The 21,438-nt window shown below is 64.2% G+C and carries 22 protein-coding genes; 18 read left to right on the forward strand and 4 right to left on the reverse strand.

The features are described from left to right. The first annotated feature begins 238 nt into the window (after positions 1 to 238). Positions 239 to 403, forward strand: a complete 165-nt coding sequence (locus EJ079_RS19990) for a DUF3309 family protein (RefSeq protein WP_127382248.1) — start codon at positions 239 to 241, stop codon at positions 401 to 403. Between the two features lie 334 nt (positions 404 to 737). Here the strand turns inward: EJ079_RS19990 and EJ079_RS19995 are convergent, their stop codons facing one another. Beyond that, positions 738 to 995 carry a hypothetical protein gene (locus EJ079_RS19995; protein WP_127268781.1) on the reverse strand — a complete coding sequence of 86 codons (258 nt, stop codon included), beginning with the start codon at positions 993 to 995 and terminating at the stop codon, positions 738 to 740. Positions 996 to 1,079: 84 nt separating this feature from the next. Between EJ079_RS19995 and EJ079_RS20000 the strand changes: the two genes are divergently transcribed. The 10 genes from EJ079_RS20000 to EJ079_RS20050 all read left to right on the forward strand — a co-directional run bounded on the left by EJ079_RS20000 (position 1,080) and on the right by EJ079_RS20050 (position 10,159). Then, the gene (locus EJ079_RS20000; protein WP_127809900.1) at positions 1,080 to 1,349 is read left to right on the forward strand and encodes a DUF982 domain-containing protein; all 270 of its coding nucleotides are present in this window, start codon (positions 1,080 to 1,082) and stop codon (positions 1,347 to 1,349) included. 227 nt (positions 1,350 to 1,576) lie between these two features. Beyond that, complete coding sequence (locus tag EJ079_RS20005) at positions 1,577 to 2,302, forward strand: GntR family transcriptional regulator (RefSeq protein WP_127809901.1); 726 nt, start codon at positions 1,577 to 1,579, stop codon at positions 2,300 to 2,302. Positions 2,303 to 2,305: 3 nt separating this feature from the next. Then, a complete protein-coding gene (locus EJ079_RS20010) occupies positions 2,306 to 3,346 on the forward strand; it encodes an ADP-ribosylglycohydrolase family protein (RefSeq protein ID WP_127809902.1) in 1,041 nt (346 codons plus the stop codon). Further along, a complete protein-coding gene (locus EJ079_RS20015; protein WP_127809903.1) occupies positions 3,343 to 4,314 on the forward strand; it encodes a PfkB family carbohydrate kinase in 972 nt (323 codons plus the stop codon). Before EJ079_RS20010 ends, EJ079_RS20015 begins: the two co-directional genes overlap by 4 nt. A 58-nt stretch (positions 4,315 to 4,372) precedes the next feature. Beyond that, positions 4,373 to 5,434: an ABC transporter substrate-binding protein gene (locus EJ079_RS20020; RefSeq protein ID WP_127809904.1), complete on the forward strand. Its 1,062-nt coding sequence runs from the start codon at positions 4,373 to 4,375 to the stop codon at positions 5,432 to 5,434. Positions 5,435 to 5,499: 65 nt separating this feature from the next. After that, positions 5,500 to 6,363 carry an ABC transporter permease gene (locus EJ079_RS20025; RefSeq protein WP_127809905.1) on the forward strand — a complete coding sequence of 288 codons (864 nt, stop codon included), beginning with the start codon at positions 5,500 to 5,502 and terminating at the stop codon, positions 6,361 to 6,363. Further along, complete coding sequence (locus EJ079_RS20030; RefSeq protein WP_127270907.1) at positions 6,363 to 7,151, forward strand: ABC transporter permease; 789 nt, start codon at positions 6,363 to 6,365, stop codon at positions 7,149 to 7,151. Before EJ079_RS20025 ends, EJ079_RS20030 begins: the two co-directional genes overlap by 1 nt. After that, entirely contained in the window at positions 7,151 to 8,215 is a 1,065-nt protein-coding gene (locus EJ079_RS20035) for an ABC transporter ATP-binding protein (protein WP_127809906.1), read from the forward strand. The genes EJ079_RS20030 and EJ079_RS20035 overlap by 1 nt, the downstream gene beginning before the upstream one ends. 238 nt (positions 8,216 to 8,453) lie before the next feature. Then, on the forward strand, positions 8,454 to 9,704 hold the full coding sequence (locus tag EJ079_RS20045; RefSeq protein WP_127397684.1) for an aconitase X: 1,251 nt from the start codon (positions 8,454 to 8,456) through the stop codon (positions 9,702 to 9,704). Further along, positions 9,701 to 10,159, forward strand: coding sequence for a DUF126 domain-containing protein (locus tag EJ079_RS20050; protein ID WP_127397682.1), 459 nt, complete (start codon positions 9,701 to 9,703; stop codon positions 10,157 to 10,159). The genes EJ079_RS20045 and EJ079_RS20050 overlap by 4 nt, the downstream gene beginning before the upstream one ends. Here the strand turns inward: EJ079_RS20050 and EJ079_RS20055 are convergent. Together EJ079_RS20055 and EJ079_RS20060 are read right to left on the reverse strand one after the other, a co-directional pair. Beyond that, on the reverse strand, positions 10,120 to 11,205 hold the full coding sequence (locus EJ079_RS20055; RefSeq protein WP_127809907.1) for a siderophore-interacting protein: 1,086 nt from the start codon (positions 11,203 to 11,205) through the stop codon (positions 10,120 to 10,122). The genes EJ079_RS20050 and EJ079_RS20055 overlap by 40 nt on opposite strands. Positions 11,206 to 11,207: 2 nt before the next feature. Beyond that, complete coding sequence (locus EJ079_RS20060; RefSeq protein ID WP_127809908.1) at positions 11,208 to 13,346, reverse strand: TonB-dependent hemoglobin/transferrin/lactoferrin family receptor; 2,139 nt, start codon at positions 13,344 to 13,346, stop codon at positions 11,208 to 11,210. Positions 13,347 to 13,525: 179 nt separating this feature from the next. On the opposite strand from EJ079_RS20060, the gene EJ079_RS20065 reads away from it, so the two are divergent. The 7 genes from EJ079_RS20065 to EJ079_RS20095 all read left to right on the forward strand — a co-directional run bounded on the left by EJ079_RS20065 (position 13,526) and on the right by EJ079_RS20095 (position 20,162). Continuing rightward, a complete protein-coding gene (locus EJ079_RS20065) occupies positions 13,526 to 14,470 on the forward strand; it encodes an ABC transporter substrate-binding protein (protein ID WP_127809909.1) in 945 nt (314 codons plus the stop codon). 282 nt (positions 14,471 to 14,752) lie between these two features. Next, positions 14,753 to 15,349, forward strand: a complete 597-nt coding sequence (locus tag EJ079_RS20070) for a thioredoxin family protein (protein WP_127809910.1) — start codon at positions 14,753 to 14,755, stop codon at positions 15,347 to 15,349. A gap of 30 nt (positions 15,350 to 15,379) precedes the next feature. After that, positions 15,380 to 17,005: an FAD-binding protein gene (locus EJ079_RS20075; RefSeq protein WP_127809911.1), complete on the forward strand. Its 1,626-nt coding sequence runs from the start codon at positions 15,380 to 15,382 to the stop codon at positions 17,003 to 17,005. Further along, complete coding sequence (locus tag EJ079_RS20080) at positions 17,002 to 17,328, forward strand: ferredoxin family protein (RefSeq protein ID WP_127255510.1); 327 nt, start codon at positions 17,002 to 17,004, stop codon at positions 17,326 to 17,328. Before EJ079_RS20075 ends, EJ079_RS20080 begins: the two co-directional genes overlap by 4 nt. A gap of 32 nt (positions 17,329 to 17,360) precedes the next feature. Continuing rightward, positions 17,361 to 18,197 (forward strand): ABC transporter ATP-binding protein, encoded by an 837-nt coding sequence (locus tag EJ079_RS20085; RefSeq protein ID WP_127270530.1) that lies wholly within the window; start codon positions 17,361 to 17,363, stop codon positions 18,195 to 18,197. Between the two features lie 12 nt (positions 18,198 to 18,209). Beyond that, positions 18,210 to 19,106, forward strand: a complete 897-nt coding sequence (locus EJ079_RS20090; protein ID WP_127809912.1) for an ABC transporter permease — start codon at positions 18,210 to 18,212, stop codon at positions 19,104 to 19,106. 36 nt (positions 19,107 to 19,142) lie between these two features. Then, positions 19,143 to 20,162: an aliphatic sulfonate ABC transporter substrate-binding protein gene (locus EJ079_RS20095; protein WP_127809913.1), complete on the forward strand. Its 1,020-nt coding sequence runs from the start codon at positions 19,143 to 19,145 to the stop codon at positions 20,160 to 20,162. A 57-nt stretch (positions 20,163 to 20,219) separates the two neighbouring features. Here the strand turns inward: EJ079_RS20095 and EJ079_RS20100 are convergent, their stop codons facing one another. Beyond that, positions 20,220 to 21,248 (reverse strand): LacI family DNA-binding transcriptional regulator, encoded by a 1,029-nt coding sequence (locus tag EJ079_RS20100; RefSeq protein ID WP_127396597.1) that lies wholly within the window; start codon positions 21,246 to 21,248, stop codon positions 20,220 to 20,222. Between the last annotated feature and the right edge of the window lie 190 nt (positions 21,249 to 21,438).

Here is a 21,438-nt window from a genome sequence, read left to right on the forward strand (position 1 = left end):
GCCCTGAGGCTCGGCCGCACGCTCCTGGCCTCCGGCTGGTAGGAAGGCCCGCCACACTGGCGGGCTTTCCGCGTTCATTGGCGTGCCGGTATCAAAGTTCTGGCTTGCATCACGTTGGATGGCCGTTTCCGTTGCCACGATCGCACGGAACGGTAGAGCCTTGGGAACGTTCTCGTCTTCGAACATCGCGGCCGCGATGTTCGACCCAATGCGTCAGCGCTAACGGGAGCTGAAAGCCATGAGTCTTGGAACTATACTGATCATCATTCTTATCCTTGCGCTGCTTGGCGGCTTCAGCGGCCTCGGCGGCGGCCCTTTTTATGGCACCGGTTACTATGGCGGCGGCGGCCTCGGGCTCGTGCTGCTCATCGTCATCGTGCTTGTCGTGCTCGGGCGCATCTAGCCAGGCCCGCCCGGTTGTCGCCGACAGATCGCAATCTCGTGAGCGCCCCCAATGCCGGCGCGCACCGGATTGTGATGCAGGCAAGCCGGCTTGTGATCCTGCACTCTGCAAAACTTTCGTATGGTCATTGCGGTCCACACCCCCCCCGTGGAAACAAGAGGAGAGGGTCCCACCCCTTGTCCTCCTCCAAGGCCCGCTCCGGTTCACCGTGGCGGGCTTTTGCTTGATGGGCGAGGGAACCGGCTTGCATCAAGCTTCAAGGAAAGGCGGGTGTTTTCTGAGAAGTCTCCGTTCTGGCTGCGGCGTTGAGCGCAGGCCAGATCCTGACGCCAGATTACTCCATGTCAGGTACGTCGCCGCTGACGAAGAGCGTGTTCGGCGGGCCGTATTCGCCTAGCGTCGGATCGGCCTCACGGCTCCAGGCGATGACGCCGGCATGCTTTGCCGCCAGAGCCTTGGCGGTGCGTATAGCGCGGTCTTCGCTTTGCTGGTCGGCGGGTCCAAAGGCTGGGAACAGCTCGCCATCCTCACCGCGATCGAAGGCGACCACGACGATCAGCCTGGGATTTTTCTGGCCACTGGAATCGGACATCTTGCACCTTTGGCGCGGAACCTATCACATTGCTCGGGGTTGAAGGCCGCGAATCGATGAATGCCGACTTTGGGGAGTGGCATCGTGCAAGATCAGCGTTTCGATGAGCCGGTCAGGATTGCGCTCGGCCGATCGCGAAACTCGATCTTCAACGTGGAGCGGGTCGCTCAGGCTGCAGACATCCTGCTGAACCGCTGGCCGGTTGCGACCGGGCAAAAGCATATGGTTGCCCGCAAGGTCTGTCTGGCCGTGCTCGAGGGAAAGAAAGAAGTCTCGGCGGCAAGGGCCACGTTCATCAACGCGGCGGTCGAGGCGGACATCCTCGTCGAACCGCGTGAGGTGTCGATCCCGTAGCCTGCCCCGGTGAAATTGAATCAGGATCTGGCTCCATCCCCTTGGATGTGTGCCTCTTTTGGCGACGGCCGACCGGCTTTTCGGGGCTATTGACCTGCCTCTCGGCACGCCCTGCACGGTTATTCCGCCCATTCCGCTGCCTTTCGGTCAGTCTTCAGCATCCGTTGACAAGGCATCCGGGCCTCTGTATTGAACAGGATTATACAGGTTCATTGAACAGGTCCCTTATGAAACGGCGCGCGATTCAACTGTCTCCCGGCACGGGCAAGCCCGAGCAGATCGCCACCGTCCTCGAACATGAGATCCGCTCCGGCGTTCTCGGCTTCGGCGACCGCCTTCAAAGCGAGAACGAACTCGTCCAGCGCTTTTCCGTGAGCCGCAATACGGTCCGCAAGGGTCTCGAGGAACTGTCGAGCCGCGGGCTGATCACGACCAGGGTCGGTATCGGCTCGTTCGTCACCTTCGACGGCAAGCCGGTCGACGACGCGATCGGCTGGTCGCGGGCGCTGGCCGATGCCGGCGCCAATGCCGAGACGCGGACGCTGCGGCTGGAGGTCATCGAAGACCCCGATCTGGCTGCGCTGCTTGGTATCGAAAGCCCGTTCTTCATTGCCGTTGACCGGGTGCGCACCAACGCCAGCGACGGCCATGCGATCTCCATCGAGCGCAGCCGGCTGCCATTGTCTTCCGAGCTTGAGGACGTACCGTTGCGCGGACTGCGCGAGGGCTCGCTGCACCAGACGCTGCGCGCCGCCGGCCTCATTCCCGACCATGGCGAGGAATGGGTCGAGATCGAGATGCTCAATGCCGAGGATGCGGCCATCCTCGGTTGCCCACAAGGCACGCCCTTCCTGCGCGGGCGCCGGTTGACGCGTGCGGCTGACGATCGGCCGATCGAGTATGTCACCAGCCTGCTCAATCCGGCACATTTTGCGCTGCATATGAGGTTCTGAGCGATGTCGGATGCAACCAGCAAGACCATCGATCGCGCCATGGGCGCGCTTGTCGGCGGAGCGCTGGGAGACGCGCTCGGCATGCCGACGCAGCTTTTGTCGCCGGCTCGCATTGCCGAACTCTACGGCCATGTAGAGGATTTCATCGAGCCTGTCGCCGATCATCCGGTGTCGAAGGGCCTGGCCGCCGGAACCATCACCGACGATACCGAACAGGCGCTGCTGCTCGGCCGCATCCTGCTCGAATCCGGCGACCGTTTCGACCACGCGCGCTGGGTCAATGCGCTGCTCGACTGGGAGCGCGAGGTCAAGGCGCGCGGCAGCTATGATCTTTTGGGGCCGTCGACCAAGCGTGCCATCGATGCCATCAACAATGGCGTACCGGCCGAGGAAGCGGGACGCAGCGGCGACACCAATGGCGCGGCCATGCGCATCGCGCCTGTCGGCATCATGATGCCGCTTGAACCGTTGGAGACGTTCGTCGGCAAGGTGGCGGAGACTTGCCGGGCGACGCACAACACCTCGATCGCCATAGCCTCGGCCGCAGCCGTCGCAGCCGCCGTCAGCCGCGGCGTCGCTGGCGGCGGTTGGCGCGATGCTTCGGCCAGCGCGGTCGCGGCGGCGAGGCGAGGGGCGACGCTCGGACATTGGGTCACCGGCGGCGACATCGCCGCGCGCATCGTATGGGCGCAGGACATCGTGCGCGGCAAGGCGATCAGGGATGCGATCCGGCTGATCACCGATCTGGTCGGCACCGGCGTTGCCAGCCAGGAATCCGTTCCGGCGGCTTTCGCCGTGCTGGAAGTCGCCCGTGGCGACCCCTGGCAAGCAGCCATCATCAGCGCCAATCTCGGCGGCGACACCGATACGATCGGCGCCATCGCTGCCGGCATGGCCGGCGCCTGCACCGGCTTTTCCCGATTGCCGCAAGAGCACATCCTCCGGCTTGTCGGCATCGACTTGTCAGAGGTTGGCGCGCTCGCCGCCGACCTTGTCGTGGCAAGGGCGGCGAGAGCCGGTTCCAGCAAGGACGCGGCGGCGTGAGCGGCCGTCTCGTCCATATCGGCAGTGCCGTGGTCGATTATGTCTATCGCATCGACGCTTTGCCGGAGCCCGGCATGGAAAAGACGGCATCGAGCTTCGCCCAGGTCGCCGGCGGCGGCTTCAACATGATGGTGGCGGCCAGCCGCACCGGCATGCAGGTGGTGTTCGGCGGCCAGCTCGGCAGCGGGCCGAATGGCGACTTCCTGCGCGCCGCCTTCATGGCCGAGAACATCGCGACACTGACGCCGCCATCGCCCTTGATGGACAGTGGCAATTGCGTCGCCATGATCTCCAGCGACGCCGAACGCACCTTCGTGTCATGGCCAGGTGCGGAGAGCATACTCGGCCTCGAAATGATGGCGCCGGTCGCGGTGGCACCGGGCGATTGGGTGTTCACCTCCGGCTATACGCTGAGCTACCCCAAGAGCCGCGATGCGCTCACCGACTGGATCGAGGCACTGCCGGACGAAACCCCTTTCGTCTTCGATCCGACGCCGATCATCTCGGACATTCCACGCTCCATCCTGTCGCGGGTGCTTGCCCGCACCACATGGCTGAGCTGTAACACGACGGAGGCGGCTGAGATCGCCGGTTCGGGCAATGTCCAGGCTGTCGCTGCACGACTTCTGGTCGACCATTGCCCACGGGCTGCGGGCGTGGTCATCCGCACCGGCGCGAAGGGTTGCCATATCAGGCTGGCCGATGGCTCAGTGCAGACCATTGCCGGCTTCAAGGTCAACGCCGTCGACACCAATGGCGCCGGCGACACCCATATCGGCGCTTTTGTCAGCGCGTTGGCGCGCGGCACCCCGCCCTTCGAGGCAGCGCGCTATGCCAATGCTGCGGCGGCCATTTCGGTTACCCGCCATGGTGGCTCGTCGGCGCCGACGAACCGTGAAATCCAGACATTCCTGAGCCATGCCGCCGATCCATCGGGAGCAGGCCGGACACAGAAGGCCAATGCATAACAGCTGGAAAAGCCTGACAAGCCCGGGAACCGGGCAAACCCACAGAGAGGAACCAACCATGCGCATGCCTGATTTGACTGCTCTGCTTACGGCGACCGCCGTCTTTACCTCCGCACTTGCGTTCGCCGCCAAGGCCGACGAAGTGCATGTGCTCAACTGGAAGGGTTACGGCGCCGACGAACCGTGGGCTGTCGAGGCTTTCGAAAAAGCGACCGGCAACAAGGTCGTCAACGATTTCTTCAATTCCGAACAGGAAATGCTGACCAAGATCCGGACCAATCCCGGCCTCTATGACGTGGTCATGATCAACGCCGCCTTCAACGACCAGGCGATGGACGGCAAGCTGATCCAGCCGATCGACGTCTCCAAGCTGCCGAACTACGCCGACATCAGCAAGGACAAGGCGGGATCACCGATGCTCGTCCACGACGGCAAGGTCTATGGCGTGCCGTGGGTATGGGGCCTCACCGCACTCGCCATCAACGACAAATCCTTCGACAAGCCGCCGACGAGCATCGCCGAGATGTGGGATGCCGCCCACAAGGGCCGCGTCGTCATTCGCGACGATGCCGTCGAAGCGGTGCAGTTCGGGGCCATCGCCACCGGCCAGAACATCAACGACATCAAGGATATGGATGCGGTCAAGTCGAAGCTCACCTCGCTGATGCCGCAGATCAAGACCTTCTGGAGCTCGGAAAACGACTGGAACCAGATGGTCGCCTCCAACCAGATCGACATCGGCACCTATTGGAGCGGCTCGGCCGACCGCGCCAAGACGCATTTCAAGCTGCCGGTCTCGCTGGTGGTGCCGCAGGAAGGCGCCGTCGCCTGGCTCGACGCGTTTTCCATTCCGGTCGGCGCCAAGAACGTCGCCGGCGCCGAGGCCTTCATCAACTACATGATCGACCCGAAATTCTACGTCGAATGGGTCACCAAGGTCGGTGCTCCCGTCTCCGCCAACAACAAGGCGGTGGAAGCGCTGCCCGAGGATGCCTTCAACCGCAAGGTCATGGGTGATCCCGAAGTGGCCAAGCGCATCCAGTTCCAGGCGCCGATCACCGATGCCCAGCGCGAAGCCTATCTGGCGCTCTGGCAGCAGCTTAAGGTCGACGTGAAGTAAGATCACAGCCAGGCCAGCCGGCGGTTCGCGTCGGCTGGTTCTTCCAATCCTGGGAGGAGGGTACCATGGCAGCTGCGACAGCGTCGCGAAGCGGGCTGAGATCGGCATTGCCGCTGCTGGCACCGGCCTATCTCTGGCTGACGGTGGCGATCTTCCTGCCGCTATCCGCTATGGTCTTCTTCTCGTTCATGACCGAGCTGCCGCTGTCGGGAAAGCCGTGGGCGTTCACGCTTGGCAACTATGCCGCCTTCTTCTCGCAGAGCCTCTATCTGACGCTGCTGCTGGCCTCGCTGCGCCTTGGCCTCGAAGTGACGCTATGGTGCATCGTCATCGGCTATCCCGCCGCTTACGTGCTGGCCAAGGTGCTGAAGGGGCGCAGCCGTGAGGCGATCTTCCTGCTCGTCATCCTGCCGTTCTGGTCGAATGGGTTGGTGCGCATCTTTTCCTGGGCGATGGTGCTGCGCGAGGGGGGCATCCTCGACACCGCGCTCAACGCGGTGCTGCCGTTCAAGATCAACATCGACCTGATGTACTCTTATCCGGCCGTCATCATCGGGCTGGTGCATTCTTATGTGCCCTACATGGTGCTGACCTGTTATCTCACGCTACAGGCTATCGATGACTCGCTGATCGAGGCCGGCCGCTCGCTTGGGGCGTCGCGGCTGCAGGTGCTGAAGCGGGTGATCATCCCGCTGTCCATGCCCGGATTGGTCGCGGGTGCGGCCCTGATCTTCGTGCCGGTCGTTGGCTCGTTCATGGAACCGCGCATCCTCGGCGGCCGCACCGGCACCTTCTACGGCACGATCATCGAGGACCAGTTCGTCGCCGTATTCAACTGGCCGCTCGGAGCCGCACTCTCCTTCATCCTGCTGGCCGTGGTGCTGGTCATCCTGGCGGTTGCCTCGCCGGTGCTGCGGAGGGCTGCGTGATGACGACGACCCGCATCCTCGAAGGACTCGGCCGCCTCTATATCTGGCTGCTGCTCGCCTTTCTTTATCTGCCGATCATCATCATGGCGCTGATGTCGTTCAACGTTTCTCCCTTCTACCAATTGCCGTTCGAATGGACGACCGAATGGTATGCTTCGCTGTGGCAGAACGACCAACTGATCGCAGCGACCTGGAACAGCGTCGAGATCGCGGTCATCACCACGATCATCTGCGTCGTGCTCGGCTCGGCGGCATCACTGGCGCTCTATCGCTATGAGTTTCGCGGCAAGAAGTTCCTGCAGGCGCTGCTGTTTCCACCGATCGCCATACCGTGGCTGATCACCGGCACGGCGATGCTGATTTTTTTCTTCGGCGTCGGTATCGGTCGTGGCCTGCACGCGATCCTGCTCGGCCATGTCGCATTGGCGCTGCCCTATGTCATCGTCGTCGTCTCGGCCCGGCTGCAGACCTTCGCGCCGGAGCTGGAAGAGGCGGCGCGCTCACTAGGCGCCAACCAGTGGCAGGTGACGCGCCGCGTCACGCTGCCCTGGATCATGCCCGGCGTCATCGCAGGCGGGCTGTTCGCGTTTGCCGTTTCGTTCGACCAGTTCGTGGTGTCCTATTTCCTGGCGACGCCGGGCCAGACGACGCTGCCGGTCGAAATCTACGCCGCGATCCGCAAGGGTTTCACGCCCGAGATCAACGCGGTCTCGACCATCATCATTGTCGTGTCGATGGCGCTGATGCTGCTGACGGCGCGGTTCTTCAAATTCGGCGGAGAGAAATAATGGCCGGCGTGCAGGTATCTGATGTCTCGCGCAGCTTTGGCGCACACAAGGCGCTGGACAACGTCTCCATCGACTTCGCCGATGGCGGCTTTTACGCTCTGCTCGGGCCGTCGGGCAGCGGCAAGACCACGCTGCTGCGGCAGATCGCCGGTTTCGATTTTCCTGACTCGGGTCGCATCACCATCGGCGGCGAGAGCGTCGAGCGGGTGCCCGTCGAGAAGCGCCGTATCGGCATGGTGTTCCAGAACTATGCGCTGTTTCCCAATATGAGCGTCGCCGACAATGTCGCCTTCGGCCTGTCGGTGCGCGGCGAGGCCAAGGCAGTGATTGCGACGGAGGTGCAGCGCGCGCTCGATCTGGTGCAGCTCGGCAAACTCGGCGGGCGGCGTCCGCACCAGCTGTCGGGCGGCCAGCGCCAGCGCGTGGCGCTCGCCCGCGCCATCGTCACCAAGCCGCGCGTGCTGCTGCTCGACGAGCCATTGGGCGCGCTCGACAAGGCGCTGCGCGTCGACATGCAGATCGAGCTCAAACGTATCCAGCGCGAGATCGGCATCACCACGATCTTCGTCACGCACGACCAGGAAGAAGCGCTGACGATGAGCGACCGCATCGGCATATTGCGCGACGGCAGGCTGGTGCAGGAGGGGCCGCCGGAGGAGATCTATAACAGGCCGAAGAGCGAGTTCGCTGCCACCTTCCTCGGCGACGCCAACATTTTTCGCGGCGATACGACGGGCGATGGCATCCGGCTGCCGGACGGTACGGCGATTGCCGCCGGCGCGGGTGCCAAGCTTGCCGCCGGCGCCAAGGCGAGCTGCGCCGTGCGCCCCGAACGCATCCGCATCGCCACGGATGCCGGAGCACCGGATGGCACCGCCAACATGCTCAAGGGGCAGGTTTCCAAGCGCATCTTCGCCGGCAACAACAGCACCTATTTCGTCGAGCGTGGCGGCCAGACGTTGAAGGTGATTGTGCAGAACACGGGTGTCGACAGGCTGGCGGAAGGTCAGGACGTGATGCTCAGTTGGTCGCCGGAGAGTACGGTGTTGATCGCGGCGGGTTAAGTAGGACTGTGGAGGGATGGGATGGTTGGCGTTCCTTCGCGCCCCCCTCTGTCCTGCCGGACATCTCCCCCACAAGTGGGGAGATTGGCTTTGATAGCCGGTTTTCGCAAATCGCCGGCGTTGCAAAAAATGCGATAAGGCTCAAGCTGCCGATCTCCCCCTTCGTGGGGGAGATGCCCGGCAGGGCAGAGGGGGGGGCGCTGCCCCGCCATACGATCGCGTAAATGGTGGAGTACTGATGACGCTTGAATTGACCGCACAGGACCGGTCCATGCTCGACGGCGAGCAGGGTCCGTCCGCCGCGGCTGCCATGAAAATCCTGGCCGCGTTTTCCAATGCTGTCGGGGCGGGCGGCCTGCTCGACATTGCCGGTGCTCATATCGACGGCTGTCTCTACCACGGCAAGGCCGGTCTCGATTTCGTCGAGCGGCTGGTCGAAGGCGGTGGCCGTGTTCAGGTGCCGACGACGCTGAATGTCGGTTCGTTCGATCTCATCCATCCCGGCATGGTCAAGATGCCGGCCGCCGAAGAGGTGCCGGCGCGGCGGCTGATGAAGGCGCATCTGGAACTCGGCTGCCAGGCGACCTTCACTTGCGCACCTTACCAGACGCGGTTCAGGCCGGAGTTCGGCGAACAGATCGCCTGGGGCGAATCCAACGCCATCGTCTTTGCCAATTCGGTGATCGGCGCGCGCACCAATCGCTACGGCGATTTCATCGATCTGTGCTGCGCCATGACTGGGCGCGCGCCGGCCTGGGGTCTGCATCTGAGCGAGAACCGGCGCGGCCGGATCCTGTTTGAGCTGGATGTTCCGGACGGCGAGCCGAGCGACAGCCTTTTCGTCGGCGTCGGGCTATTCATTGGGCAAGCGAGCGGCGACCGCGTTCCGGTGATTGCCGGCCTGCCGCAGCCGCGCGATGAGGATCAGCTGAAGGCGCTGGGTGCGGCGGCTGCAACGACGGGTGCTGTGGCGCTGTTCCATGCGCTCGGCATCACGCCGGAAGCGATGACGCTCGATGAGGCGTTCCAGGGTCATGCGCCTGACGAGACGATCCGCATCAGCCGCGCCGATATCGACCATGCGCTGGCCAGGCTATCGAGCGTACGGGATGGCGCGCCGGTGGCGGCCGTGTCGCTCGGCACGCCGCATTTTTCGTATGAGGAGTGGATGCGCCTGTTGCCGTTGCTGCGCGAGGCAGCACCCGGAAGGCGCATCCCGATCTACGTCAACACGGGCCGTGCGACCCTGGCGCGACTGCAGGAGGAGGGCGCGCTGGCTGGGATGGAGGCGTTCGGTCTGGTCCCGGTCGCCGATACCTGCACCTATGTCACATCGATCCTGGAACGCCTCGACGGCGTGGTCATGACCAATTCCGGCAAATGGGCGCATTACGCGCCGGGCAATATCGGCGTGTCCGTCGCCTTCGCCGAGATGGAGGATTGCATCCGTTCCGCTGCCGTCGGGCATATCGTGCGGAGCGCCTCATGACGCGACCGGTGGAACGAACCGGCACCTTTCAGTTGGCCGGCGCGGCCGAGGGCCAGGCGTTGGTGTTTTGGCAAGCGCTCAGCTTTTGGGGTGGCATCGATGCCGAGACCGGCAACATAACGGACCATTCGCATCCCGGTCTCGGCCAGAATGTCGCTGGCAAGATCCTGGTCATGCCGAGTGGTCGCGGCTCGTCGTCGTCATCCTCGGTCCTCGCCGAGGCGATCCGCAGGGGTACGGCGCCCGCCGGCATTCTTCTGGAGCGGCCGGACCCGATCCTGGCGGTTGGCGCCATCGTTGCCGAATTTCTCTATGACATCCGCATGCCGCTGGTGGTGTGCGATATTTCGAGCCTTGTCTCCGGTGATCAAATTGACATCGGCATCGGCAAAGACGGCGGGCCGATCATCAGAGTTCACCCCGCCATCAATCCAGCCGCGCCGCGCCGCCAGTAGGCTGCAGCCAGCGTTTGATCACGACCGAGGCCCAGCGTGTCGCGCCAATATTCGCGCACGATCTTGGCGGCGGCGGCTTCCGCCGCGAACCAGCCGAAGGCCGAACCGTCCTGCGGCCACGCTACCGAGCGGACAGCCTCGGCCAGCAATCTGTCCTCGCCCGCCGCCACGCCGTTCCTTGTCAGCCAATGCAACTCGATGCCCGTGGCATTGTTGATCGCTTGCCTTTCGCCATCATTGGCGATCTCGACAAAGGCGACGCCCTTTGTCTCGGCCGGCAGCGTCTCCAGCAGCCGCGCCAGCGCCGGCAGGCCGGTTTCGTCGGCGCCCATGAGATACCACTGCGCCTGTCGCACCGGACGGCCCACCGGCCCCATGATGCCAACGTTCATGCCGGGCGCGGCCTGCATGGCCCAGGCGGAGCCGACGCTATCGCCGGGATGGATCAGGAAGTCGACATCGATGATGTCCCTGGCCACGTCCAGCGTGCGGATGGTGTAGACGCGCGCCACCGGGCGCCGGTCGTCGGCGGGCCAAGCCGGCAGGCCATTGCCGCCCAGCACTGGCCACAGCGGATCGGGCACCTCCCTGGTCGGAAACAGCATGCGGATGTGCATGCCGCCGAATTTGGTGAAACGCGAGAGATTCTCGCCGGCCAGCCGGATGCGGCGCATGTGCGGGGTGAGGTCGCGAATATCCGTCACCACCATCTCGCGGAACTGGGCGAGGCTGGTTTCGCCTGAGAGATCGCCGGTCCAGACGATCTCGGGGTTTTCCTCCTTGGCGTAGACCTGTACGGCTGTGGCCAGCAGGTCCTTGATACGGGCGAGCCCGTCGCGGTCGGCGGCATTGGCCCGCATCACCAGCCGTTCCATGTCGAAAGAGGCCCCGCCGAAGGCAAAGCGGAAATCGATGCGCTTTCCCTCATGCGAGGCATCGGCCTCGAAGCTCTGCAGTCTGTCGCTGATGCTGTCCATGTAATCAGGCAGATGTCGCAGGTTGAGCTGTGCCTCACAGGCCAATTCACGCACCGATGCTTGGCTCATTGTCAGCCTCCGATCCTGCCGGTGAGGGCCACCTTGAAGGTGCGGCCCTTGCCCTGTTCCGTTGCCGCCGAGGTCGACCATGCGCTTTGCGGGTCGGTATAGGCGGTGTTGAAGACGTTATCGACGCCGAAATCGAGCTTGAGGTTGTCATTGACGCGCCAGTTGGCGAAGACGTTGACCAGGTCGAAGGCGTCGTCGACGACGATTGGGTTGTTCAGACTGGTGCGGCGGGTGCGGGTGATCTCGCCGATGCTGAGATATTGCGCGCCGATGGTGAGCTGGTCTTCCAGCATGCGGAAGCCGATCGTGGCCGAGAAGCGGTCGAGCGGCGTGTTGTTCAATGCCTGGCCGGAATAAACCCCGCTGACCACCTTGGCGTCGATGAGCGCGCCGGAGAGGTTCACGAAACCCCAGACGTAGTCGTAGACGATCTCCGCCTCAATGCCTTTCAGTCGCGCGTCACCAATGTTGGCCGCCGTGCGCGGCCGGACGGCCGTTGGCACGGTCAGGTCGGTTTCGATATAGTCCTCGACGTCGGTGTGGAAGACGTTGACCTTGGCGCGCAGGCGGTCGCCCTCGGTCAGCACCTCGTCATACTTCACGTTGATGCCGGCTTCCCAGCTCTTCGCCGTCTCGGGCTGGAGCAGCAGGTTGGGCACATAGGTGTCGTCTGAGCCATGCGCGCCGCCACCACGGAAGACATCCTGCAGGCCCGGTGCCCGGTAGCCCTCGGAATAGGTGCCGTAGAGCTGAAAACCTTCGAAGGGCGTGACGCCGACAGTGACACGCGGCGACCAGCGGTCGCCGGAGATCGAGGCTTCCTGCGGCGGCACGGTTTTGGTCTCGCCATCCAGCGTATAGCCATCGTAGCGCAGGGCCGTGATCACCTGCAGCCAGTCCTCGTAATCGCCCTGCCACTGCAGGAAGCCGCCATAGCCCTGCTGTTCGCCGGCGCCGAAATGCGCCGCTTCCGAGGAGGCCTCGAGATAGTAGTAATCGAGTCCGTAGGTCAGCGTGTGGGCTAGCCCCCAGGCGTCGAAGCGCGAGGAGTTCTTCACGTTGAAGCCCGAGGTGGCGACATCATAGAAACGGAAATTGCCGATCCCTGAGGCGGGCGCGACCTGCGTCTGCTCGGCGCGGGTGCGGTTGTGATAGGCATTGGCGCTGAAGTCGATCAGCGCGTTGTCGTCGGGCTTCCAGGTATAGGCGGCGGTGTAGGTCTGGTTGGTGGTGTTGGTGTCGTAGCGGCTCAGTGTCGGCGAGGTCGAGCCGCTCGATCCGGTGATCTGGTCGTTGTAGCGCTGCAGGATGGCGCCGAGCTTCAGCTCGTGGTCATCGGCCGGCCGCAGAGTCGTCTTCAGATAGCCGCTGGTCACCCGCTCGCCGGTCCATGGCACGGTCTCGCCATTGCCGTCGGTGTAGCTGTCGCGGTCGCGATAGATGAGGTTGCCGATGATGTCGGCATCGTCGCTGAAACGGTAGGCGCCGGTGGTGCTGGTGGTGAAGCCGTTGCCATTGTCCTCGTAGCCGAGCTTCTCGCTCAGCGCCCAGCGTTCATCCTTCTTGAGGAAATCACCGGCATCCTTGGTCTCGAAGGAGACGACCCCGCCGATGCCGCCCGAACCATAGGCGTTCGAAACCGGGCCGCGAATGACGGTGGCTTCCTTGATGAGGTCAGGTTCGACATAGAACGAGCCAGAACCATGACCGACGCGCCAATAGTCCTGGCGGGCGCCGTCGAGCGTCACGACGACGCGGCCATATTGTTCCAAACCGCGAATGTTGATGGCGGTCGCCGGGTCGTCGCCATTCATCGAGGCAGCGACGCCGGGCGTGGTGCGAAAGATGTCGGCGGCGGTGTCGGGCTGGATACGGTCGAGTTCGTCCTGATCGATGGCGCTGATGGCGGCCATCGATTCGATCACCGCCGTCTTGATCATCGTTGCCGAGATGGTGATCACGTCGAGCATCGTCGCCGGCTGGTTCTGTGCGGGATTGGCCGGCGCCAGGCGGCCGGCCTTGGCGGCGGCCTTTTTCTCCTGGTCCTGTTCCTGCGCGCTGGCAAAGGGCACAGCGCATAGGCCGAGCACGAAGGCGAGCGCGGTGCTCGCCATCAAGGTCGTGTTTGTTGTCGTTGTCATGCAGCCCCTAAGCAAAAGCAAAACTGCTGGCGGTGGCTGAAAAGCCTTGGCTGGCATGATTGAAAATCCCTCGACCAGGCGGGTCGGGGCAGGGGTCACATATTAAAACATGATGACATGAGTCAACTTTAATTTTATAGCCGACCGTCATCGAGAAGCATCTGGCACGGAGCAGCGGCATGGTCGGAAGTGTGGGCGAGGGCAAGAGGATCGGCTGGTTGCAACCAGGCAGGATCGCGGCGATGCTGCTTCTGGCGCTGTCGGTGCTGGCGCCTTCCTGCGGTTTCAAGGCGCTGGCCGCCGAGGGCGTTGTCGACGCGCTGGGACGAACCGTCGCGCCGGGACCGGCAACGAGGATCCTGACGCTGGGCTCCGACGTTACCGAGATCGTCCACGCGCTCGGCGCCGGCGAGCGGATCATCGCCGTCGATCGCGGCAGCAAATATCCGCCATCCGTGGCCGGGAAGCCTAATGTCGGCTACCGCCGCCAGCTTTCGGTCGAGGGGTTGGCGAGCTTGCGTCCCGATCTGATCCTGGCGGCCGAGGACAGCGGGCCGCCGGAGGCGGTCGAGGTGCTGAAATCACTGGCGATCCCGATCGTCTTCGTCCCGCAGGACAACACCCCGCAAGGCATCGAGCGCAAGATCACCCTGATCGCCGCCAGCCTTGGGCTCGAGGACAAGGGCAAGGTGGTTTCCGCCGAGGTGCTCACCGCCTTTCAGACGGCAGCCGATCTGACAGCAAAAATCCCGCCGGAGCGGCGCAAGAAAGTGGTGTTCTTTCATGGCCTTGTGAAGCTGAGCGCAGCCGGTGCCGGCACCTCGGCCGACGCCATCATCCGCTACGCCGGCGGCCGCAACCCGATGGATGTCGTGCAGGGCTACAAGGCGGCATCAGAGGAAAAGCTGATCGAGATGGCGCCTGATGTCATCCTGATGATGAGCGACGGCAAGGGTGGCCCGACGCCCGAGCAGGTGTTCGGCAACCGCGCGCTGGCGGCAACGCCGGCGGCGGCCAACAAGGCGCTGGTGGTGCTCGACAGCGCCTACATGATCGGCTTCGGCCCGCGCACATCAGATGCGATCCGCGACCTGGCGAAGGCGCTCTATCCGGAAGGGGAATGACGTCGCGAAAATCGCAAGGCGTTTCGGCTGGGCAGTACCAATTCGTCGTCGAACCCGTTGCGCTTGATAAATCCTGTCCGTCCGGATTTCTCCGGATCGGCTTCCGCCCGAACAAACTTGGCGGCTCGGCCTGAAACATTGGCACGATATTCTAAGCCGCTCGGTTGACCGTGAATGTGCTCTCCAGCCTATAATTATACTAAATTCATAGACTAACTGCGAACGTTCGAGGCGCTCGCACTTGGCCTGTGAAAACCGGCTGCACAAAGGGAGCGCGCATCGATGCCGAAGACAGAGTCCAATCCGATCGACCTCGGCACCAGGGCGGCCGATTTCCTGTTGCCCGACGCGCAAGGCGTGCTGCACCGCCTCGCCGATTTCGACGCCAAGCCGGCCTTGCTCGTCGCCTTTATTTCCAACCGCTGCCCGTTCGTCGTGCTGATCCGTGAGCAGCTTGCCGTTTTCGCCAGGGATTATGCCGGCAAGGGGCTGCAAGTGGTGGCGATCAACGCCAATGACCATGAGGCGCATCCGGAGGAGACGCTGGCCCGCATCGGCGAAGAGGCCGAAAAATTCGGCTATTCCTTCCCCTATCTCAAGGATGCGTCGCAGCAGACGGCCAAGGCCTATGGCGCCGCCTGCACACCCGACTTCTTCCTGTTCGATGCCGACCGGCGGCTCGCCTATCACGGCCAGTTCGACGATGCGCGGCCGGGTAATGGCAAGCCGGTGACCGGTGCCGATCTGCGGGCAGCGGTCGACACGGTGCTGGAGGGCGGCAGGCCCACTGCCAGCCAGGTGCCGTCGATCGGCTGCAACATCAAGTGGAGCGCCGGCAACGAGCCGGTCTGGTCTTCCAGCGCGGCCCGCGCGGCCTAGCGCCGTCCTCGACGCATTCGCCAGGTATCCATGCCCAAGCCGCAAAAATCCGTTTCTGACAGCTTGCTGCTCCAGGCCGACGTGCTGGTGCTGGGCGGAGGTCCGTCAGCGGCCTGGGCGGCTGTCGCTGCGGCCGAGAGCGGCGCCAAGGTGGTGCTGGCCGACAAAGGTTATCTTGGCACCAGTGGCGCCACCGCGCCCTCCAACACCGGCACCTGGTGCGTGCCGCCGGGCGACAACAGGCATGCCGTCGTTGAGCGGCGTTGGCAGCGCACCGGCGAACTCGCCGACCCGCGCTGGATGCTGCGCTGCGTCGATACCGCCTACCGCAATCTGCTCAGGCTGTCCGAATGGGGCTATCCCTTTCCGAGCGAGGATGACGGCCGGCTCTACATCGCCAATCTGCGCGGGCCGGACTACATGCGCTTCATGCGCCGCCGGGTGCTGTTGGCCGGCGTCACCGTGCTCGACCATCACCCGGCGCTCGAACTTCTGTCCGACGGCGATGCCATCGTTGGCGCCGCCGGTGTCGCCCGGCAGATCGGCCAGGACTGGCGCGTCGACGCCAACGCGGTGGTGCTGGCGACGGGCGGCTGCGCTTTCCGCGAGCGCATCCTCGGCGCGACCGGGCTGACCGGCGACGGCTATCTGATGGCGGCGGAAGCCGGCGCCAGCCTGTCGGGCATGGAGTTCACCGGCAAGTACACGCTGGCGCCCTATGGCTCCTCATTGAACAAGGGCCTGCCGTTCCGCTGGGCATCGTTCCATCGCGAGGATGGTTCGCCGATCCTCGGGCCGACCGGCGAGCCGTTGCGCAACGGCATCGGCGACCGCGAGGAGGAAGTGGCGCGTGCGCTGATCGACGGCCCGGTCTATGCGCGGCTCGATCAAGCCGAGCCGGCGCTGCAAGGCTGGCTGCGCCAGGGTCAGCCGAACTGCTTCGTGCCCTATGACCGCGCCGGCATCGACCCGTTCAGCGAACTGTTCCGTATCACCTTGCGCGCCGAAGGCACGGTGCGCGGCACCGGCGGCATCGACATCGTCTCCGACGATTGCGCCACCGGCGTGCCCGGCCTCTATGTTGCCGGCGACGCTGCCAGCCGCGAGATGATGACCGGTGCGGTATCAGGCGGCGGCGCCTTCAATTCGTCCTGGGCGCTGGCCAGCGGCTGGTGGGCCGGCAAGGGCGCCTCGATTCATGCCCAGCGCCGCACCGGCAAGGCGTTCCGCAGCGCAGTGCAATCGCTCGGCCAGGCCGGCTTGCGTCCTGCATCATCGGCGAGGGCCGACATCTCGGCGGGCGAAGTTATCGAGGCGGTGCGTAGCGAAGTCACGCCGCTCGACAAGAATTTCTTCCGCACTGGCGAGGCCCTGGAGAAAAGCGGCGAGCGGCTGGAGAGTGTCTGGCGCGACGTGCGCAGCCATCTGCAAGGCGAGGGGCTGGACCGGGTCCGTACCCGAGAGGCAGCTTCGATCGCCGCTGCTGGGCGTTGGTCCGTGGCCGCCGCGCTGCACCGCACCGAGAGCCGCGGCATGCACCGCCGCACCGATCTGCCGGGCAAGAGCCCGGCCTTCGCGCACCGGCTGGTCATCACCGGTGTGGATGCGTTCCGCATCGCAGGTGCGCCTGAGCGGCTGGCGGAGCTGGCGTCATGATCGAGATCGTCTCGGCCACGCGCTGCGTCGAATGCGACATCTGCGTCAAGGTGTGCCCGGCCAACGTCTTCGACGCGACCGACAATGGCGTGCCGGTGATCGCTCGCCAGGAGGACTGCCAGACCTGCTTTCTTTGCGAGATCTATTGCCCGACCGACGCGCTTTATGTGGCCGAGTTCGCCGAAGGGCCGACCGGCATCACGGAAGCTCAGGCCGACGCCCGCCAGCTGTTCGGCTCCTATGCCCGCGCGCTTGGCTGGAAGCGCGGCAAGGCGGGCGGCTCGGAATTCGACCCGACGCACCGCATCCGCGTGGCGCAGTGAACCGATCGGAGACAGATATGGATCGCCCGAACATGGACCGGATCGTCGTCAGCGACATCAGCAAGACCTTCCAGCTCAAGCCGGGGCAGTTCGTCACCGTGGATGGCGAGGCGACCGACCGCGTCACCGTGCTCGACGGCGTCGATCTTTCCATCCGCAAGGGCGAGTTCATCACGCTGGTCGGCCCGAGCGGCTCGGGCAAGTCGGTGCTGCTCGATATCATTGGCGGGCTGACGCAGGCGACCGGCGGCAACGTCCAGCTCGACGGCAGGCGCATCACCAGGCCCGATCCAAAGACCGGCTATGTCTTCCAGCAATATGCGCTGTTTCCCTGGCGCACGGCGCTCGCCAACATCGAATATGCGCTGGAAGTGCGCGGCGTGGCCAAGGCCGAGCGTACCGCCACAGCCCGCCATCTGTTGGCGCTGTTCGGCCTTGCCGGTTTCGAGGACCGTTTTCCCAACCAGCTGTCCGGCGGCATGCAGCAGCGTGTGGCGATCGCGCGTGCGCTGGCCAGCAACCCGGAAGTGCTGCTGATGGACGAGCCGTTCGCGGCGCTCGACCAGCAGACGCGCGAGCTTCTGCAAGGCGAGCTGCTGCGGATCTGGGGCAAGATCAACACCACGGTGATTTTTGTCACCCACTCGATCGACGAGGCGATCTTCCTCGCCGACCGCGTCGTGGTGATGACGGCACGGCCGGGCGCGGTGAAAGAGATCATCGACATCGACCTGCCACGACCGCGCGACGGCGACATCCGCGCCAGCGCCGAATTCAATCTATATCGCGCCCGCGTCTGGGACGTGCTGCGCGACGAGGTCAACAAGGCGCAGAAGGACTGGACCCTGTCGCCAGCCTTCAGTCACTGAGGAGCTGGACCAATGGCCTATCTGACCGAGAAGTTTGGCTCCGCGGGAGCGCTCCACCTGTTTGCCGGCGCTGGCGAAACGGTAGCCGCCGCCAGGGTCCCGGCCATCAAGGCCAGCGCCAAGATCCGGAGCAAGAAAGCAAGCCACGGCACGTTCCTCTATGGCGTGCCGCTGCTCGGCCTGTTCTTCCTGCTGTGGGAGACCGCGCCCCGACTCGGCTGGCTGAACCGGATCTTCTTTCCGCCGCTGAGCGAGGTCCTGGTCGCCTGGTGGGCGCTGCTCGCCTCGGGCGTGCTGATCGAGCATATCGGCATCAGCCTGCAGCGCGCAGCGATCGGCTTCGCACTCGGCGTGGTGGTGGCCATCCCCCTCGGTCTGTTGATGGGGCGCTATTCGCTGTTCGAGAAGGTTTCCGACCTCCTGGTGCAGACGCTGCGAAACACATCGCAATTCGCACTGCTGCCGGTGTTCATCCTGTTGCTCGGCATCGGTGAGGAATCGAAGGTCGCGATCACCTTCTACTCCTCGGTTTTCTTTCTCCTCGTCAACACGATCAGCGGCGTCAAGTCGGTGGATCCGCTGCTGATCAAGGCGGCGCGCTCGATGGGTACGTCCGACTTCGATCTGTTCCGCAAAGTCATCCTGCCGGCCAGCATTCCCTCGATCGTCGCCGGCGCCCGGCTGGCGGTGAAATCCTCGCTGTTCGCGGTCATCGGCGCCGAGATGCTGGCGGCCAAATCCGGCCTCGGTTTCCTCATCCAGAACTCGCAGCTGATGATGGAAACGGCCGACATGTACGCCGGCATCCTGACGCTGACCGTCATCGGCCTGACCGTCAATTACCTGCTCGTCTGGTTCGAGCGCTGGGCAACGGCCTGGAAAGGCCAGTCCGAGACCTCGCTCATCTGAGCCACCCATTCATTCCAATCAGGAAGGATTTTTCCCATGCCCAACATTCCATTCGACGCCCTTCGCCGGCTGCTGCTGAAGGGCGCTATTGCCGTCGTCATCGGCCTTGGCGGCATGCCTGCCTTCGCGCAGGACAAGCCTGAAATTATCCGCATCGGCAGTACCGCGCCGGGGCATCTCAAATTCATCCTCGCCCAGAAGGACGGCTGGTGGGAGAAGGAGTTCGCCAAGGACGGCATCAAGGTCGAACTGGTGACTTTCAATGGCGGTTCGGAGGCGACGACCGCGCTGGCCACCGGCGCGATCGAGTTCACCTATACCGGCAACAATCCGGCGCTGCGGGTTGCTGCGTCCGGCGCCGACGTCAAGCTGATCGGCCTGTCGAGTTATGTGAAGGCCGGCGGTTCCTACATCGTCGTCAAGACCGACTCGCCGTTGAAGACGCTGCAGGATCTCAGGGGCAAGAAGGTCGCCTATCTCACCGGCACGGTGCGGCATTCGAACTTCAGCAAGGCACTGAACAGCGTCGGCCTGACCATCAATGACGTCGAAGGTCTGAACCTGCCGTTCGAGGCATCCGGCCCGGCGTTGCTGCGCGGCGATATCGACGCCATTGTCGAGACCGATTCGACGGCGGCCAAGCTGGTCGACACCGGCGAGGCGCGCGTCCTGTTCGACACCAGCACTCATCCGGAATGGAACGTGCCCAACGTCATCTCGGTCAACGGCGCCTTCGCGGCGAAATATCCCGATCTGGTCAAGCGGCTGCTGAAGGTCGATATCGAGATTTCGCGTTGGGCCGATGCCCATCCGGACCAGACGATCAAGACCTTTGTCGAGGCCACCAAGTCGTCGGAAAAATCCGTCCGCAAGACCTACGCCGACGGGGTGTTCCATCAGGATCCGAAACTCACGGACGACGCGATCGCCGCCTTGCAAGGCGAGGAGAAATTCATGGCCAGCGCCGGGCTCCTGAAGGGCTCGATCGACTATGGCAAATGGGTCGACAAGAGCTTTGTCGATGGCGCCGCGGCTGAAGTCGCTGCCGTCCAATAGACTAGAAGCATCGAGCGGGGCGGGCGCTTTGCCGCGCCGCCCCGTTCGTCTGGTTCGTCAAATCTCCGGGATGTTCTCCTTGAAGATCACCTGCAGCCTTGGCTGGTGCAGTTCATAGGGCAATCCCCGGACCGCATGGATCAGGGTGTTTAGCGCTTCGCGGGCCTCGACGCGCGGGTTCTGGTCGATGACCGCGTCGAGCGTGCCGTCGAGCAGAAGGTCCTTGGTGCCGTCCGTCACTTCGTGACCGAGGAAGACCATGGATTGGGCGCGGCCGCGCTCCTTGAGCGCGCGGGCGATACCGGTGTTGCCGGCGCCGACATTGTAGATCGCGGCAAGGTCGGGGTGCCGCTCCAGCAGGGCTGATGCCTCCGAATAGGCCTTCTCGCGATCGTCGAGCATTTCGCGCATCTCGACGATCTGCAGATTGGGTGATTCCTCGGTCAGCACGTGGCGGAACCCCATCTCGCGTTCTTCGTGGCCGCGATAGGACAGCGAGCCGGCGAACAGCGCCACCTTGCCCGGACGCCCCGATCCCATGAAGCGGTTGAGCAGATAGCCGGCCAGCCGCCCGGCGGCGCGGTTGTCGATGCCGATATACGCGACCCTGGGCACATGCAGGATGTCGGAAGCGATGGTCACCACCTTGATGTCGTTGGCCGACAGGGAGCGGATCGCTTCGCGCACCGTCGGATGGTCGAGTGCGATGACGCCGACGCCTTGCGTCTGTCCGCGCAGATCCTGCAGCAGGCGAGCGAGCCGGTCAGGATTGAAGCCCTCTATGGTGGCGATACGAACATCGAGGTCGGGCCGCGCCAGAGCCTGTGCCTCGATGTGGCGGTGCAGCATCTTGATGAAGGAATTGGTGCCGGCCGGCAGGGCGAAGTCGAGCCGGATGACCTCGCCGGGCGAGGGCCGTGGCGGCGTGCCGTTCGGGCCTTCGGCGATGTAGCCGAGGCGCTGCGCCATTTCGAGCACGATTTCCCGCGTGCGCGCCCGTACGCCGGGCCGGTTGTTGAGCACGCGGTCGACGGTGGCGGCCGAGACGCCGGCCTCCCGGGCTATGTCAGTCAGGGTGGAACGCACCGTCTTTCATCTCCTGCATGCGTCGGATCGGCTGGTGACGGCTTCCGCGTCATCGGCGATTCTGATGGGAAATGATGTATCCGCCCTTGGCCGATGTGCAAGCCGCCGGGCTAAATCAAATGGTCCGGCAGGGGTGCGCAGGGCCGGGAAGGGTCGGGTGCCCTCAAATTGAGGCATCCGGCTTGACGGA

The sequence above is a fragment of the Mesorhizobium sp. M7A.F.Ce.TU.012.03.2.1 genome, from assembly GCF_004006095.1.
In the GTDB taxonomy this organism is placed as follows: domain Bacteria; phylum Pseudomonadota; class Alphaproteobacteria; order Rhizobiales; family Rhizobiaceae; genus Mesorhizobium.